The sequence below is a fragment of the Citrobacter sp. TBCS-15 genome, assembly GCF_005280815.1.
Lineage (GTDB): Bacteria > Pseudomonadota > Gammaproteobacteria > Enterobacterales > Enterobacteriaceae > Citrobacter > Citrobacter werkmanii.
The window spans coordinates 181,017-197,166 of record NZ_SZWK01000018.1; the positions used below are offsets into that span (position 1 = coordinate 181,017).

Annotated in this window: 18 protein-coding genes; all 18 read right to left on the reverse strand. The window is 54.1% G+C overall.

Translation table 11 applies throughout. From position 1 onward, the window contains the following. Window positions 1–2: 2 nt before the first annotated feature. Complete coding sequence (locus tag FDW96_RS01025; RefSeq protein ID WP_137365082.1) at window positions 3–2,651, reverse strand: conjugative transfer ATPase; 2,649 nt, start codon at window positions 2,649–2,651, stop codon at window positions 3–5. Then, on the reverse strand, window positions 2,648–3,007 hold the full coding sequence (locus FDW96_RS01030) for a TIGR03751 family conjugal transfer lipoprotein (RefSeq protein WP_137365083.1): 360 nt from the start codon (window positions 3,005–3,007) through the stop codon (window positions 2,648–2,650). The genes FDW96_RS01025 and FDW96_RS01030 overlap by 4 nt, the downstream gene beginning before the upstream one ends. Beyond that, window positions 3,004–4,299 (reverse strand): TIGR03752 family integrating conjugative element protein, encoded by a 1,296-nt coding sequence (locus tag FDW96_RS01035; RefSeq protein ID WP_137365084.1) that lies wholly within the window; start codon window positions 4,297–4,299, stop codon window positions 3,004–3,006. Before FDW96_RS01035 ends, FDW96_RS01030 begins: the two co-directional genes overlap by 4 nt. Then, window positions 4,296–5,063: a TIGR03749 family integrating conjugative element protein gene (locus FDW96_RS01040; RefSeq protein ID WP_137365085.1), complete on the reverse strand. Its 768-nt coding sequence runs from the start codon at window positions 5,061–5,063 to the stop codon at window positions 4,296–4,298. Before FDW96_RS01040 ends, FDW96_RS01035 begins: the two co-directional genes overlap by 4 nt. Then, window positions 5,060–5,719: a PFL_4703 family integrating conjugative element protein gene (locus tag FDW96_RS01045; protein WP_137365086.1), complete on the reverse strand. Its 660-nt coding sequence runs from the start codon at window positions 5,717–5,719 to the stop codon at window positions 5,060–5,062. Before FDW96_RS01045 ends, FDW96_RS01040 begins: the two co-directional genes overlap by 4 nt. After that, on the reverse strand, window positions 5,716–6,069 hold the full coding sequence (locus FDW96_RS01050; RefSeq protein ID WP_137365087.1) for a TIGR03750 family conjugal transfer protein: 354 nt from the start codon (window positions 6,067–6,069) through the stop codon (window positions 5,716–5,718). The genes FDW96_RS01045 and FDW96_RS01050 overlap by 4 nt, the downstream gene beginning before the upstream one ends. Before the next feature lies 1 nt (window position 6,070). After that, window positions 6,071–6,388: a TIGR03745 family integrating conjugative element membrane protein gene (locus tag FDW96_RS01055; protein WP_001267431.1), complete on the reverse strand. Its 318-nt coding sequence runs from the start codon at window positions 6,386–6,388 to the stop codon at window positions 6,071–6,073. 9 nt (window positions 6,389–6,397) lie between these two features. Beyond that, window positions 6,398–6,631, reverse strand: coding sequence for a TIGR03758 family integrating conjugative element protein (locus FDW96_RS01060; protein ID WP_032670664.1), 234 nt, complete (start codon window positions 6,629–6,631; stop codon window positions 6,398–6,400). Further along, entirely contained in the window at window positions 6,624–6,929 is a 306-nt protein-coding gene (locus tag FDW96_RS01065; protein ID WP_137365088.1) for an RAQPRD family integrative conjugative element protein, read from the reverse strand. The genes FDW96_RS01060 and FDW96_RS01065 overlap by 8 nt, the downstream gene beginning before the upstream one ends. Before the next feature lie 285 nt (window positions 6,930–7,214). Further along, window positions 7,215–8,384: a hypothetical protein gene (locus FDW96_RS01070; protein WP_137365089.1), complete on the reverse strand. Its 1,170-nt coding sequence runs from the start codon at window positions 8,382–8,384 to the stop codon at window positions 7,215–7,217. Further along, window positions 8,381–10,057 carry an AAA family ATPase gene (locus FDW96_RS01075; RefSeq protein ID WP_170974682.1) on the reverse strand — a complete coding sequence of 559 codons (1,677 nt, stop codon included), beginning with the start codon at window positions 10,055–10,057 and terminating at the stop codon, window positions 8,381–8,383. The genes FDW96_RS01070 and FDW96_RS01075 overlap by 4 nt, the downstream gene beginning before the upstream one ends. A 271-nt stretch (window positions 10,058–10,328) precedes the next feature. Further along, window positions 10,329–10,961 (reverse strand): DUF4400 domain-containing protein, encoded by a 633-nt coding sequence (locus FDW96_RS01080; protein ID WP_137365091.1) that lies wholly within the window; start codon window positions 10,959–10,961, stop codon window positions 10,329–10,331. Next, window positions 10,958–12,976, reverse strand: coding sequence for a type IV conjugative transfer system coupling protein TraD (gene traD / locus FDW96_RS01085; protein WP_137365092.1), 2,019 nt, complete (start codon window positions 12,974–12,976; stop codon window positions 10,958–10,960). The genes FDW96_RS01080 and traD overlap by 4 nt, the downstream gene beginning before the upstream one ends. After that, complete coding sequence (locus FDW96_RS01090; RefSeq protein WP_137365093.1) at window positions 12,973–13,491, reverse strand: transglycosylase SLT domain-containing protein; 519 nt, start codon at window positions 13,489–13,491, stop codon at window positions 12,973–12,975. Before FDW96_RS01090 ends, traD begins: the two co-directional genes overlap by 4 nt. Further along, window positions 13,470–14,144 carry a TIGR03759 family integrating conjugative element protein gene (locus tag FDW96_RS01095; protein ID WP_137365094.1) on the reverse strand — a complete coding sequence of 225 codons (675 nt, stop codon included), beginning with the start codon at window positions 14,142–14,144 and terminating at the stop codon, window positions 13,470–13,472. Before FDW96_RS01095 ends, FDW96_RS01090 begins: the two co-directional genes overlap by 22 nt. A 3-nt stretch (window positions 14,145–14,147) precedes the next feature. Further along, entirely contained in the window at window positions 14,148–14,807 is a 660-nt protein-coding gene (locus tag FDW96_RS01100; protein ID WP_137365095.1) for a pilus assembly protein PilL, read from the reverse strand. A gap of 113 nt (window positions 14,808–14,920) precedes the next feature. After that, window positions 14,921–15,304 carry a hypothetical protein gene (locus FDW96_RS01105; RefSeq protein ID WP_137365096.1) on the reverse strand — a complete coding sequence of 128 codons (384 nt, stop codon included), beginning with the start codon at window positions 15,302–15,304 and terminating at the stop codon, window positions 14,921–14,923. 70 nt (window positions 15,305–15,374) lie between these two features. Then, entirely contained in the window at window positions 15,375–15,818 is a 444-nt protein-coding gene (locus FDW96_RS01110) for an STY4534 family ICE replication protein (RefSeq protein ID WP_137365097.1), read from the reverse strand. Window positions 15,819–16,150: the final 332 nt, after the last annotated feature.

Here is a 16,150-nt window from a genome sequence, read left to right on the forward strand (position 1 = left end):
AGTTAATAATTATGGACATGTGCTTCCGCTAACATTATTGCCGCTTCCACCTCACTACATCCCGTCTCCCGTATAATTCGCATTCGCTCAGCCTTTTCATGTTTCTCGGTCATCGCCAGCGCCAGATACAGCGCTGGCGGCACCACCCGAAACAGCGCCTCAACCCGTGGGGATAGCACCACACCCTCGGTATATTGTCCCGGCGATTTCACCGCTGAGCGCAATAGTTGTCGTTGTTCTTCGGTCAGCGCTTTAAACCGGCATACTTGGTCAATTTCTTCTGGCGGCATCACCAGTAGTTCCCACCACTCGATCATGTTGAGCAGCTTCTTCGCCTCGTCGGGAAAATCCGCCAGGTTCTGGGTCGCCAGCCACAGCCAGATGCCGAGCTTGCGCCACATCTTCGAGCCCTTCGTGAGGAACCGTGCCAGCAGCGGGTTAACGGTAATGATATGTGCCTCATCGGTGATGTTGACGATTGGCCGCGCCAGATGCTGGTCGCGTTCGCCGAGGTTATTAATATGGTTAATCAGTGAGATATAGCTGATGGCAAGCTGGGCTTCGTAGCCTTCGCGGGCAAAGGTGGCGAGATCCACGAGGGTGATATCCGCCTCCGGCCACATCTGGCCTTCACGGTTAAACAGTTCACCTTCAAACCCGGCGCAGAACAGATTGATGGATTCCGCCATCTCATACGCCCGCTGGCGGCGGGTTTCTGGCAGGCTGGCATCGCGGGAAAGGGCGAACAGTGCATCGCGGATATCCTGGGTCAGCGTCTGGCGTTTTTCCTCGTAGCAGGTATGCGCGGCGGCGATAATCGCCTGACGGATCATCGCCCTGTCTGGTCGGGTGAGGCGTGCATCCTCTTTCGCTTCGCCGCCGGTGATCATCAGCCGGGCGGTGATCTCCATTTCGCCCAGTACGTCGCGCTTGTCGTCGCCCTCGCTCTCTTCGTCCTCCGGCGGTTCGGCATCAGTGACAGCCTGTTCCACCAGTCGCCACGCGTCGGCGAACAGCGGCAGGGTGACGCCGGAGCCGGGGCGCAGGCTGATTTTATTCACCGTCAGGCCGTGGGCGGCGGCGTAGTCCGCCATCAGGCCAAACGAGTTCCCGGCCTCAATGATAAACAGGCGCGGACGATGCAGCGCCATCAGTTGCGCGATTTTGGCGTTCAGCGTGGCGGACTTGCCCGCTCCGGTCGGGCCGAGCAACAGCAGATGGCCGTTCTGGGCGCGGTCCAGCTTGTTCAGTGGATCGAAGCACAGTGGCGCGCCGCCACGGTTAAAGTAGCAAATCCCAGGATGTCCGGTGCCGGTTTCCCGCCCGTACACTGGCAGCAGCCCGGCAATATGCTGAACGAAGTTGAGCCGGGTATACAGCCCACGAGGATCGCGCAGGGGATCGAAGCACATCGGCAGCCAGCGCAGCCAGTGGCTGAGCGGGGCAACTTCATGCTGTTCCTGCACTGGCACCAGTCCGGTATTCAGCAACAGGCTGTGCAACTGGCGCTGCTGGCGAAACAGGGTATCGGTGTCGGGCGCATGCAGGTAAAACGCCAGCGTACTGCGGTACAGCTTATGGCCGTCCTTGAGATAGCTGCGCACCTCGCGGCAGTCGCGGCGGGTGTATTCCGAATCAGTATTGTCGCCAATCGCCCGTTCGGAAAGGTGGCTGATATGCTGCTCCAGTTTGTCCTGCGGATACACCACCACCGTCAGGTTCATGATGGTGCCTGCTGGTAACAGGTCGAACAGGGCGTTGATGCCGTCACCGCGCGCGGTTTCCCCGGTCAGCAGGCCGGGCGGCGGTGCTTTGCGCAGGCGGTCGACAACCACCACTTTATGCGGGCGGTTATCCAGCCACCAGACACCGTTTTCCACGTCTGAGCGCGGTTCGCTCGTCAGCAGTCGTTCAGCGAAATCGGTGATGACGGGCAGGGATTCAGCTTCCGGTAAATCCAGTTGTCGCCAGAAGGCTTTTTTATCTTCAACGGGCGGCGCAGGGTTAAACCAGCGCACCAGCCAGCGGTGGATGGCCTGTTCATTCTGACGGACTGCGCTGATACCCGCTGCTTTTAGCCCGGCGGTGAGACGCTCGCAGATATTATTCAGCGTCTCTTCCGGCGACGGTTCATCCGGCAACGGCGCGGGCAGCCAGCGGTAGACCACCATCCGCGTGCGCCGCCACGTCGCCCGCCAGCGGGTACGGGTAACGGTATTATCCTGAAACAGCCCCTCATCGCGGGTGAGGGCGGCCATATGGTTTGCCATCTGCGCAAGCCATTCGCGGGTAAAGGCGGAATCACGGATCTCCGGCGCGGCATAAGCAGCAAGTGATGCCAGCCATGCCTCGCTGTCGTCCTCATCCTGACAGAAAAACTGTACCACCCACGGGGCGCGCTCATGCTCGTCAAAGGTATCCTGTAAGGCGTCAGTGACGGTATCGCGCACCTGTTCCAGAAACGCCGTCGAACGGCCTTCGGTACCCACGGGATTTAGCTCAAATACGGCACCCACCGAGCGTCCATCCTCCAGCAGCAGCGTCTGCGACTCCGGTAAAAATTCCACCCACGGCAGCCAGTCGACAAATGATGGTCCCTTGCGGTAGCTGGCATTCAGTGCCTGTTCGGTCAGGCCGCGCCGTTCACTCATGGCGGCGTCAGGCGTTCGCCCGGCAGCGCATACTGCGGACGGGTATAGAAGGGGAAGACGGTGCTGTAACCAGGCACCGGGGTGTTGCCGTTGAGGTGCGGGAAGACGTAAAGCACCATATCCGGGTTGGGCAGGCGCGGAAACTGGCTGCGAATGGTGTTCGCATCAGGTTGCGCCACCGGACCATCCGGCGGGCGGCGCAATTGGGCACGGGCATCCAGCAGAGCCGCGCTGCCGCCGCTTTGCTGCTGCCACAGGGTGAACATACTGGCATCGGGGGCGACTGGCATCAGTTCTTCCTGCGAGGTGCTGCACCCGGCCAGTAAAAACAGCAACGTTAATATGACGCGTATCATTCCAGACCTCCCGGTGTGCTGGCCTGCTGGTATTTCACCTGGCTGCCTTCCGGTTCATAGTCGATAGCCAGCTGTTCGGTAAGATGCACCGCCACTTTGTGGCCCGGCGGCACGTATACGGCGTCGAACATCTGGCCGTAATGCTGTTTCATCCAGTCGGCAGTCTCTTTTAATCCGCCGCCAATGGCTTGGCCGAGGACGTACTGGCCGTTGTTGCCCGTCACTGCGCTGGTGATGCTGCCGTCCTCCACCACGGTGGTGCTTTCCCCATTGCCGAAGGCCTGTGCCGCCGCGCCGGAGCCCGCCAGCAGGAACTGCGAGGTCAGGTACTCCTTCGCATTGCTTTTGCGTTCGCCGGGAATACACGGCAGCCCCTGGTTATCCGAGAGCCAGCCGATCTCCTGCTGTTTGTTGCCGGATTTGCCGCCCTGCGGGACGGTGCGGATGGTGCCGTCATGAAACACAAAGGTCATGGAGGTGATTTGCCCGCGCACGCAGGAGAGCGTCCAGTCGCCCGAGGCGATACCGGAGACCACTGCACCCGCCACGTCCGGCAGTTCGATGCCGTTGGCGGTGAGATTGTCCTCGCCAATCAGCAGCTTGAACGGGTAGGGATCGCTGACGGTGCCGTTAAGCGGTACACGGCCAATCAGCGCCGTCATCGCCACCGATCCGGTCAGCGTGGCGTTCTGCGGCAGGGTGTAGGTCTTCACGTCAGGTTTTGGTAGCGGTTTATCTGCCGCTTTCAGAGGGACGCGCAGCAGCTTTTCATCCACAGGCGGGGGCGCGTCCAGCGGCTCCAGCCAGCGGATATCGGGTTGAACGTCGGCAGGTAATTCGCCGGGCGTCAGGCCTAAGCCGGGCGGGATATCATCCGGGCGTTTCGCCATCAGACGGTCGAATTTATCCAGCAACCCACGCTGGCTTTTCAGCAACTCATCGCGCATCTGATCCTGCTGTCTGCGCATATCGCCGCGTAACTCCGATACCAGCGTCGCCTGCTGGGCTTTCAGCCGCTTTTCGCGCGCCTGCTGGTCTTCGCTATCGTTCTGAATCGCCTGAAGCTCCCGGCGGTACTGCTTCATCTGGCCGACCAGCGTGGCGACGGTATCGGCAGGCGTGTCGCCGTCGATACCCAGATCGCGCAGTTCCTGCGGCGTTAATGCTGCCACGCTGCGGGACGGGGATTTCTCAGTGGTGTTTTTGTTGGCCGGGCGCAGCAGCAGCCATACCGTTACCAGCACAATCACGGGCAGCAGGATTTTCAGCAGAAGACTCTGGCGCGGCATCATGGTTTCGGCTCCGGCAGCAGGGCGCGGGAAACCGGGCCTTCCGTCACCAGGTACACCACGGTGGTGTCTTCTGCCAGACCACGCGGGCCGAGCCAGCCATGCTGGAACGCGGCGGCGGTGAACTGCCCCTGAAGCTCGCGCGGATCGAGCGTGATGCGCTGCCCGCTGCGGTTTTGCAGGCGGATGGCGGTGACGGTGGTGGCGTTAACCTGCCATGAAGCCAGCGGGATGGCGGTAACAGGCTGCTGAGGCAGTAAGGTGGTGATGCGTTTCGCCAGCCGGATGGGGGCGGGCGTCACGCCTGGCAGGGCTTCGACGGTGCGCAGCGGCGCATACAGGTTCTGTGCGGCATAGCGTACCAGCAGAACGGGCAGGGGCTCTGTTGATGCTGTTATTGGAACGGATGCTTTTGCTGTGGCAGGCGTCTGTGGTGTATAGCTAATTTGCACGGGTTCAAGTGGCGAAGTGCCCTGAATGGCATGAATATCCAGCAGGATCAGCTCACCGCTTCCCGTATCCCGCAACTGGATGCGGGTGGTCGGGAACGCCGTATTCGCCAGCAGGAAGACCTTACTGCCCGCGCTTTGCAGACGCACTTTGCCTTCCAGCGTGGCGGGATAGCCAATACGTACCGATTTGCCTACATCGACAATCCGCTCCTGCCCGACATGCAGAGTGACGGGCAGGGGGATGTTTTCCCACTGCACCACTTCCGTGGCGAAGGCCGGGAGACTGAATAACAAAGCAAAGAAGATGTACTTCATTCTTTTTCCTCCGCCACCAGACGCTGCGGTGCGGCGTCAGTACAGTCGATCGCCAGCCCCCACGGATTTTTCTCCGCATCAATGGCGTATCGCACCACCTGCAGCGGGTAGCGCACCAGCGCTTTTTTCACCGGCTCGTTCTGGTAATACTCTTCAACCGCCACGTCCAGCGTCACCCGCCAGGCATCCCGGCTTAAGGTTTCGACGCGCGGGACGGGGCGCTTATCGCCATCATGCACCAGGCTGCTGTAGCCGTGACCGGGAAGCTCATACACGCCTCGCGTCCGCTCGCGCAGTTCACCGTTGTTGCGCCGTACCTGAAAATCGTGCTCCAGCCGGGTGTAACAGGCGGGCGTCAGATAGGCGCGCAGCGAGCGCAGGTTGCGGGAATAGTCCTCCTCGCCGTTATCCGGCCAGCGGTTTAGCTGCTGGAAGATATAAAAGGTGAAGGCGTAGACGCTGGCGGGCGGTACTTCCCACCACGGGCGGGTGCTGCCGCTGCGCAGATCCGGCGGGAACCAGAGGGTGAGCTTTTGCGGCGCGCTGTACCAGCCGTAGCCGACGCCCGCCAGACACAGGCACAGCAGAACAATCACTGCCCGCAGCGTCAGGATATGGTTATCGCGCTCGGCCAGCGCGTGGCGAAAGCGGCTCATCGCGGACTCCTGCGCACTACCCATACGGTACTGTGCTGCACCAGTTGTGCGCCGCGAAGATGATGACGTTCCAGCCAGGCAAGAATCGCCTGCGGTAGCCAGCTGTCGGGCTTACCGCGTTTCGCGCGGGCCAGGATGCGTCCGCCGCCCTGAATCAACATCGCTGCACCTGCCAGCGCCGAGCCGGGGATTAACGGCCAGTAGTGGGTTATCAGGGCCAGCAGAATGCCGAGCGCACAGCCACCCCCAAGACCGCTTGTCAGCGCCAGAAACAGCTCGCTGGTGGTCAGGCCGCGCCAGACCACTGGCTCGCGGTTGAGGCGGTCGGGGAGAAAGGGGATAGTCGTCATATTACAGGACGTCCGAAGCCTGGTTGAGCAGCCAGATGATGACCACCAGCAGAATGCTGCCGACGCCCGCCATCGAGCCCAAATCTTTCCACTGTTTGCGCCCGCTCTGGATCTCGGAGTAAGTAGCAATGCAGTTGTTCGCCACCACCAGAAAACCGACGGCGCAGATGGCCAGCGCCAGCAGCACCACAATATCAAAACCGTAGTTTTGCAGCGTCTCCATAATGCCTTGGCCCTGGCCGCGCGACGGATCTTCCATCGTCGGCAGGTCGGCGAGGGCGTTAAATGTGGCGAACAGCAGTAACAGAAGCCAGCGCATGATGCCTCCTCAGCTCAGGACCAGCCAGAAACTGACCAGAACCAGTAATAGTGAACGGGCCGCCACCGCGCCAAAACTCTGCCAGCTCAGGCGCTGGCGACAGACGCCCTGCCAGGCGACCAGCAGCGTCCAGGCGCACCACAGCAACAGGACGCTGGTAAACAGTCCGAGCACCAGCAGGCTGACGGTTTCCGGTTTGCTCAGGCTGGCGGCCTGGAAGGCGGCGAGTTGGGAGTCAGTCATCGGGATGCTCCCGCTGGTAGCTGGCGCTCAGGGGCTGGACGGCGCGCGGCTGCGCTCTCGCCGGGCTAAGGTAGCGGCGGATGCCCTGTTCAACGGCGGAGATGTCCTGCTGCGCCTGTAAGTAGTCGAGGAAGTAGCGTGACTGCGGATCCGTGCTGGCACTCGTTTGGGCGCGCTCCAGCGAGGTTTTTACGCCGTCGAGTTGCTTCAGCGCGAGGGCGAGCTGGGTGGATTCAGGGGAGGCAAAGACCTGAGATCCTATGAGCAAAGTCAGCAAAAATAAAAAGCTATGACACATTTCAGGATTTCCCAGAAGTTTGTTTCGGGTAGGGTAAATGAGATGTATTGGAAGGAGCTACTAAGAAATGGTTGTATCATATAAAAGTTTTTAGGATAGAAGTATATCTATATTTCCACATGTTTTTAATAAGTGGGTTGCCTGGTTTAGAGTGATTTCAACAGTAAACTATGTTGCGTCTAAAAATATTAACTGGTATTTGCAAAATGAAAATTAACTCTATTATTTTAAAATGGCACTATTGTTTTGTGAATGCCCCCAGTTAAAACCTGGGGGATTTGATGATTACAAATCTCGGAATATATCCTCTAGGGCATCTGTCTCAAATTTTTTTGCTTGCCATGTGTGGTAGTTTTTATTTTTTGATATGTTGAAAGTTGAATCCATTAATTTCATATCTTCATAAAATGGCGGTTCAACACCAAGTCCTTTATGATAAGTAAAAGAGTAACGGAAGTCTAAATATAACTTTTTATATTCTTCGGTATCATACACACTATCGAGTTCGAAAAGCATTTGGTTGAGTATGAAATCATCATTTTCCTTAATTTTGAAGTTTACGGAATTATCCATGACGTTATATGTAAAGTCAAAAACCTGATGATCATTTACACCAGTGAGTAATGGATTCATATAGCCATCAAACATATCTATATCTGATTTAAAAGACGTATTGCAACGGCCTCCAATAGGAATTAGATTATATAAAGTGACTGCTAGATAAGGATATTTTGACTTTGCGTAAAAATGATCTAATGCTGGTCTATGATTTTTAGTCCTACCTCTTACTATATTTATTTTTTCTTCATTGCAAAAAGGACAAACTAAAAGTCCACTTGAGGTCACAATGTCATAGCCAAATTTAGAGCTAAAAAGATCATAGTTAAAAATATCTGAAAATTGACTGACCCACGATGGGAATAAACTATCAATAATTAATTTCACTTCTTTTGGAAATCCTTTCTTTAGCTTTTGAATGTATTTTAATTCTTTTTTTACTAAGCTCGCAGTAGATGCTAAAATTAAACGATTACGAAAATGACTTGCACAATATGATTTTTCTATTCTTTCTAATCTGGTTAATTCAACGATCATCACGTTTTTGTATTCTAAAATAGCTTGTTTGTTTTTATCTGATTTAATATTTATATTCACTAACGAATCATCAATGATTAATTTTTTGAAAAATATTGCTGGATTATAGCGCTCACTGATTAAAGAAAGATCTTTTGTGAATTCATCTTTTATGTTTAGTATGCTGTTTGCCTTCGCAAAAACAATTTTTATTAAACTTTCATATTGTAAATGCTTATGTAATGCTGGGTACCATTCTGGGCTTTCTGTTTTACAGATTGCAAGAACCTCTAATGCTTTTACTTGCATATAATTTTTAATAAACTGATTTTTGATATCAATAATTAAAGATGGGCATAGTGTATAATTGAATTTAATCATTTTGTTAGCATCCTTTTAATGCTGCTGTCTTTTAAATTCGATATTAACCAATGATCCTTTTCTGTAAGACGATTCTCTTTTTTATTATCTATTAATTCCAGTATTTTATTCCGTGAATGCTCGCCAAAAGTAGATGATATATGCATTCCTGATATATAAGCGTCTGTTATTTCAGTTCCAAAACCATATGATTCACTCTGATAGGGTTTATTATTAGAATCTAATTGCAGAGAAATTATATCATCAGGTAAAAAATCCCCTATAATTAAAGGGGAGTGAGTTGTGATTAGCAGTTGAATTTTATTGGTGTCGGTTTCATTTTCTAGGAAGGATATTAGTTCACTAATGAATGTCCTTTGCCACTCTGGATGTAAATATAGATCTGTTTCATCTAATATAAACAACGTGCTTTCTGTTTTTTTATTCTGAATGTAATTATATATAGATGAGAAAATATTTAACTTCGCTAGTTCCCCTGTACTAAACCCTACCCATCCATAACTAAAGTTATTATTAATGTTTTTGGGGAGTTTAGCTATCAGTTCAAGTAAATGCAGAATAACTTCAGGGTCATTAATTATTAAACCATCAGAAACTATAACTGTGCTAGTTGTAGATAGATAATTGTGAATTACATGGGATATTTTATCGAAAATCATAAAGATATGACTAATGTTGGATTTTAATATGTCAGCATCAAATTTTGTAATGTTGCTTTTGTTTTCTCTTTTTCCTTCCCATTCAGTATAAACGTTATCAAGTAAATATATAAAATGATTAGGATTTATATGATTTTTAGTGAGTATATGATGTATTATCTTGCTTGCTAGTTTGTCAGAGAATTCATTGTCTACAAGAGAAGTTGATGAAATATATCGAATGCAACTAAAAATATTTCTTTCTATCAAATACTGAAATATTGAATAACGGGTTGCGAGGTTTCCACTTATTGATTTGTTGTTACCGAAAAAATAATCGTACCAATCATTGAACTTGTATTTTAAAAGATGTTCTTTAACATCGGGGTTTTCCTTTTTATAGAGACTGAATATCCAGTTTCTTATTACATTGCTTGGTGTTTTAAATTTGAAATTATATCTGTAATTTGCATTTTTATTATATAACCATGAACTTTCATTGAAGAAAGTGATTAGGTTACGTAGATTTGTATTTCTGGTATTACCCGTAAGGGAATTTTGTTTACTCAAAGATAAATCTATAATGCTGTTGTTTTTCTTTGATTTTACATACGGTAGGAAAGTGCTAAGATTATTTATTTTTACGATATTGTGTTTGTATTTCTTTAGGTGCTTTTTATCTAAGGTTGATATGGAATGAGGATGGCAAAAGTCAAAGTGCAAACTGCCAGTGTCGTAATTGACACTTTGAATCAAAAAATTTTTATCGTCTCGTTTAAACCAGATCATGAATCCACTTGATTCAGTGTAATTGAAACTTTCCTCAATGAATTCCAAGAAGGTAGATTTCCCACATCCATTTTTCCCAATTATTGCTTTAATTTTTACACCGTTATAATACTGGATTATTTTGTCATTTTTATTTGTGATTTTGATTTTATTATTAATAAACTCAACATTAAATAAAGGGTGTGTGATAAAAGATATCTTGTTCAATATCTTATGCTCTGCGATATATACAAAGACCAACTCCATTATCATTCTCCAAAAAATGGTGCATTAATAATATTGCAATGAGATTTCAACATTATTGTAATATACCATAATGAATATAAATTTGAAACTAATAATCTATTAGTTGAAATGACTATGAATTAATAAATGTGTTTATATGTATATTTAAGTTATAGGGTGTATAAAATAACGCACCTTGTATAAGAACGATAATCGATTTGATTTATTCTTATGTTGGTTGGTATTTATAAGGTTGTATTGATATTAAATAGATTATTTTAAGCCAAAGAATTCATAAACACCGTTTAAAACTCCCTGCCGCTATCCATACCGTTATCCCAAACCATAAGCCTGCAGTTAGTAAAACCAGCATTGCGGGCAGAAACAGCGGCTGCGCCAGATAAAACACCCACAGCGTTGTGGCGACGGAACTGCCGGACCTGATGATATAACGATAGAGAAAAACGGATTCCAGCCCGGAGCCAAACCGCCGTAAATCTCGCCGCACCAGACCTTCTGTCAGCCCGATTAAAACACACAGGCAGAGCAGGGGGAGCATGGCGGCCAGCCATATCAGGCGCTGCATAAAACTCACCAGAGTATAAGTCAGGCCGGTGAACGGTTTCTGCAGGAGCCTGTTGACCAAAAACACGTGAGTTGCCCCTTTTTCCAGCAGCATCACAACGTCATTCCCGAACGGATGCGGTTGTAGTGCAATAACCAATTCCGACTGTTCCCGCTTCATCACCTGGAAAACATGTCTGCTCCCCTCCTGTGGCCACCAGAAATAGAGCCCCGCCAGTTCCAGCACCACCCGCAACACCAGCGCCCCAATAACCAGCACAATAATCCGCCCAGCCAGTGACAATAGCCATCCGATCGGCCCTTGTGGTGGAGGCGAAGGTGGGGCCCGTTGTTCGCTCATTCCGGCTGTCGCTGCTGACGTGCCTGCAACCATGCCGCCAGTTGCGCGACGGGCTCCGGCAGCGGGCAGTGCTTATCCTCAACTGGCAGTGGCAGACGAATTTTCCACAGCTGCCCGCCTTCGAGCAGAGCAAATGCCTGGCCTTTGGGGAGCTGGATCAGCGCGGCGGTATCGAGTAGTGGCACATGACTGGTGGTCACCTGTTCACGGGTGTTGCTGGTAAAGCTGTTGATGCCGCCCGGCGTGTCGGTGACGCCGGAGCTAACCTGGCGGCTGCGCACTTCCACCTGCGGCAGTTGCTTCGTCAGCAGCTCAGCGGTGGCGGTTTCGCGCACCCGCAGCATAATCAGGTTGTTGAAATTACCCACCACCTGGCCCGCTTTGGGTGCGCTGCCGATGCGGGCCTGAATATCGCTCAGCGTCTGGGTGTAGGCGGTGACCTGAATGCCCGCGCCGCCGCCCTTGTTGACCAGCGGGATAAATTCCTCGCCCATCAGTTCGTTAAATTCATCGCAGTGCAGGTTGATGGGCGGGGTTTTTTCACTGCTGCCGGGCAGTCCTTCGTTGAGGCCGAATTTGTAGAGATGTCCGGCGACGCTCACCAGGTCAGCAAACATTGCATTACCGACGGCGGCAGCGACCACTGAATCAGAGAGCGCGTCCAGCCCGACATAGACTACCGCCTTCTGGCGGATCGCCTGCTGCCAGTCGAGGATCGGACGCGTGTCGTTCAGATCGTGGTAGTCCGGGGCCAGCAGGGCGGCGAGCGTGCCGGTGGTCAGCTTTTCCAGCAACGGCAGCAGCGAGGCGACAATCTTGTCGAAATAGGTTTTGTCGTAGCGCACGGCTGAGAGCAGGCCGTCGAGGATCGGATCGTATAATTTTTCCGCGTTGAGGTACTGCTCCAGCGCCACCACGTGAGGATCGCGGCCCAGCATATGGCGCGGTGTGTTTTTGTCGTTAATGCGCTCCGCCAGTTGCGCCACCACTTCCCACGCCCGTGCGTTGTGGCGCGGCAGCACGATGCGGGCATAGTCGATAAACAGGGCGTCGATATTGACGACGTGGCGGGAAATCAACTGGTAGTCGGGGCGCTGGCCGAGCGCTACTAGGGCGCGGGCGATGATGTTGACAAAACGCCAGGCGAACTCGCGAAAGGCCGCCGAGTTGCCTTCGCCGGAAAGCTGTCCGGTGAGGCGCGACGCCACTTCCGAAATGCGGCCAAAGCGCCCGATGGCGTTGTAGCGGGCGGAGATCTCCGGGTAGGCCAGATGGAACAGGATAAAGCGGTCGCCGCGTCCGGCACGCTGCGTTTCTGTCCACAGACGCTTCAGCAGATCCGCGTCGCCTTTCGGATCAAAGACGATCACCACCTCACCACGGCGGATGTCCTGAGTGGCAAGCAGTTCCGCCAGACGGGTTTTACCGACGCGGGTGGTACCGAGCACCAGCGTGTGGCCGGGGCGTTCACTGAGCGGCAGGGTGACGTCGCACTCTTTCAGCTCCACGCCGTGCAACCACGGATTGCCGCCGACGGGCGGCAGCGGACGTACTGGGTTCAGCCAGCGATCGGCGCTGAGCAGGCGGGCAAGACTGGGCAGGGTATGTTCACTGCGTTTTTCGATATGCCTTGCCAGGCGGTAACACCACCCCGGGCGCAGCCTGCGTGCGGCTTCCGGTTGCAGGCAGTCGTACAGACGCTGGGTGTGGATGGGCTGCCAGCGAAAGCCCTTACCGAGAAACAGCCTCTGGCGGCTGACCGGGATTTTCCGGCTGGTCAGCGCGTAGCGCGGCAGGCGCAGGAGGTTACGCTGGTAGCGTATGATTTGCCATCCCTGCCAGCCGCGTCGTAGGGCCAGCAGCATAAGGGCGCAGGCCATCAGGCGGGCTTGCCACGGCGTCAGCATCAGCAGCGGGGCTTGCGTCAGGCAGATTAATGCACCACAGCCAGCGGTGACGGTGCTGTAAAACTCCACAGGCGGGCGCAGCAGCGCTTCCAGCGCGTAGCGGCTCATGGTGATGTGGCCCGTTGCAGATGGCGACTGACCAGCTTGCGGTAGCGTGTGGCAGGCGCGCCGCCAGCAGGACGGTGATAGCGGGCGGCGGCATTGAGCCAGCTTCCGGGACGTTCGTCGTAGCGCTGACGCAGCAGTTGTGCGGTGAGCGACAGGTTCTGCAGGGGATGCAGGGCGTCGCAGGGAGAGTCAAAATACGCCCGGTGCCAGCCGATATTGATTTGCCCGAGCCCCACATCAATGCGCTTCGGGCTGGTGCGGCGGATGGCGGCCAGCAGTGCCTGACAGGCCTGCTCCCGGCTGGCGTAGCGGTAGCCGGTGCCTTTGATATTGAGCGTCCACGGCCACGGGCGATGTCTGCCGTTCAGGTTTGCGCCGCTTTCGGTCTGTGTGACGGCCCACAGCAGTTCCGGCGGCACGCGGAAATGCTCCGCGGCGCGCAGGTACGCTTCCGGCAGAGGCTGTGCCAGCGCCAGACAGGGCAGCAACAGGATCAGGGCAGGACCTCGCGCCATTGCTCCCCCTTACGCTCCAGCGCCACCGGGATTTTGCTCTGCCCTAAAAGTAGCCAGCGGCCCGCGTCGTGGTTAAGCGTGATGCTGTGTTCACTCACCAGCTTTGCGTCAATACCGTGCGCCATCGCCCAGCGTCGCACCCGGTTATCATCACCTTCGCTGTTGACCAGCCAGATATCCAGCGGACGCTGCTGCGCCAGCAGGGTACGTAGCAGGCTGTCGCAGGGCGGGCAGTCATCCTGGACAAACAGCGAAACGCGGGAAGTGCTGGTGGAGGTGGTTTTCAGCGGCGTCAGGCCCGGATAGAGGCGTTGCCAGGCGGCGTCATAGGCGCGCTGGAAGGCGAGTTCTTTCTCCAGCCGCTGGTATTCCTGCCTGACCAGCAGTTCGGCGAAGCGTTGACGTTCGTGGTCAGTGTCGGCTTCAACGCCCAGAGTGGTCAGCGGATCGAGCCCCGGCGACCAGACGCCGCGCACCTGTTGTTTCAGCATGAGATAGCGCTGCCACTCTTCCGGCGTGATACCCCAGGCGGTGGCCTGCTGTCGCGTGGTCAGCGGCCTGAGAGCGGAGTCCGCATTCTGGCTGGTCTGCACCTGAAGCGGTTGCGCCCACGCGCTGGCGGTGAACAGTAACAGAAGAAACAGGCGTTTCATCGCTTACTCCGGCATCTTCAGCGTTAGCTGGCGTTTGCCGTGACGGAATACCGCCCGGCGCTCATCAAACCGCTCCAGCCGCCAGCTACGCCACTGTTCTCCGCTGCGCAGCCACACCACCTGATGGAGGTAAACGGCTTCCGGCGGCACGATTACGGCCAGTCGGATATCGCCACGCTGTACGGTTCCGGCGAGAAAAAACGGGGCCGTTAACGGCCCCAAAGGGTGGAGGGACACGGGATGACGGTAAGCCACCGTCGGGGAGAGGGAATGGTCGCTGGCGAAACAGACTTCGCGGCGGTTTTCGTCGGTGGTTATTCGCCACGCCGGGCCCACCAGTAGTTGCAGGGCGGCCTTCAGGCGCAGCGGGCCGGTGTTGTACTGGCTCAGCGGTAACGGGAGGCTATAAAGCTGCGCCCGGCGCGCATCGGCGAGACACAAAGACCAGCAGCTGTCGCGCAGGAGGTACTGCAACGTTTCCCCTACCGTCGGATGAAAACCGGGCGGAACGGCCAGGGCGGTAAGCTGTTCGAGTGGCGGCTGTTGCGGTGACGTGCTGACCAGCAGATAGCGGTCGTAGCGGACGACTTCTGGCGTGGCAGGGGAGGCTGCGGCCACGCCGTTGAAAATAAACAGGAGCAGAGCTGTCAGTAGTCGTTTCATCACATCCTCCACAGTGCTTTGACAGGAGCGTGCAGGATGAGAGGACAAGGAACTACCGACAACTGTTTGCGGCGTCAAAAAATAGCGCCCGTTATTTCGGGCGCGGAATCAGTTCAGTAAGGGAATCTTTCCCCCATCAGCCCCAGCGTAGCGGCAATGGGGATGCCTTGCTCAGAAAAATGAACGCGTAACGTCAATCTGACGGTTTGCTGCTGCGTGCTGCCGTTAGTTTTTTGCGACAGCACCCAGCGGTAGTCGATACGAATGGTGCGCTGCGGCGGTTGGTGGGAGATAAAGGCCACTACCGCCGCCATTTCAACACCTTTCAGCAAGTCCCTGATGGCGTTGTCATTCCGGTCTTCAAGACAGTGCTTGTGGGCCGGAAGAGTAATGGCCAGATCCAGCGGCAAGCCTGCGTCCAGCGCCTCGTCATCAAGGTTAATCAGTTTACCTCGGTTAAGGGCTTCTTCGCGTGAGTTCAATACGGTATTCATCATGCGTCTCTCCGGTAAAAGGCCAGGGAAACGCCCCGACGGGGAATTTCCCCGGCAGGGTGAATGCTGTGCGTCAGAACTGCGGTACAGACTCTGCTGGCGGTGCGGCTGGCGCTGGCTGGGATTCAGCTTCGCGCTCTGCCCGGTAAACTTCTTCACCGTCAATTTTGATGAGCCCGATGTGCAGCAGATGGGCTTTCAGGCTGACACCGGTTTCGCCTTTACGGTCGCCTTTGCTGTAGACAAAGGTGTCGGCATACAGATCGCCGAGGCGGAACTGGATCAGCACCTTGCGTTTCTGCTCGCAGGCGTCGATACAGCGGCGCACCAGTTTCTGCGCTTCCTTGCCGCTGACGCGGCAGTCGAACCAGGTGTGCTCCGCGTTGCTGGCTTCGCCCCGCAGTGCGGCAATGTCGCAACACAGGAACGGTTCGCCTTTTTTCGGGGTCACTTCCCGGATCCGGTTGAGGTAGCCCAGACCGCTGGTGTACAGATTGAAGTAATGGGTATCGTTCATGGTGGTATCTCCGTGTTGAAGAGGCGGAGGCCCCATGCGCGGGGATGCCCCGCTTCGGGTTTGGCTCATTGGCTGCAAGGCCTCTGAGTTACTGGCAGTACGGGCATTCCGCGCTGTGCGCCTCCGCGTTTCAGGAATGCATGGCGGACTTTGGGTTGACCCGTTTAGTTGAATCTTTGACTGGGGGAAGCGAAAGGAGGAATTGTTTTTATTGTGTGAAAGTTGGTGGAGTTGGCAGCAAAAAGGCCTTAGCTATAAATATGCTGAAAGATCATGATGTTTTATGACACATACTCTTCATTGAAATATTGACGTTCAATTTGTAAGGTTAA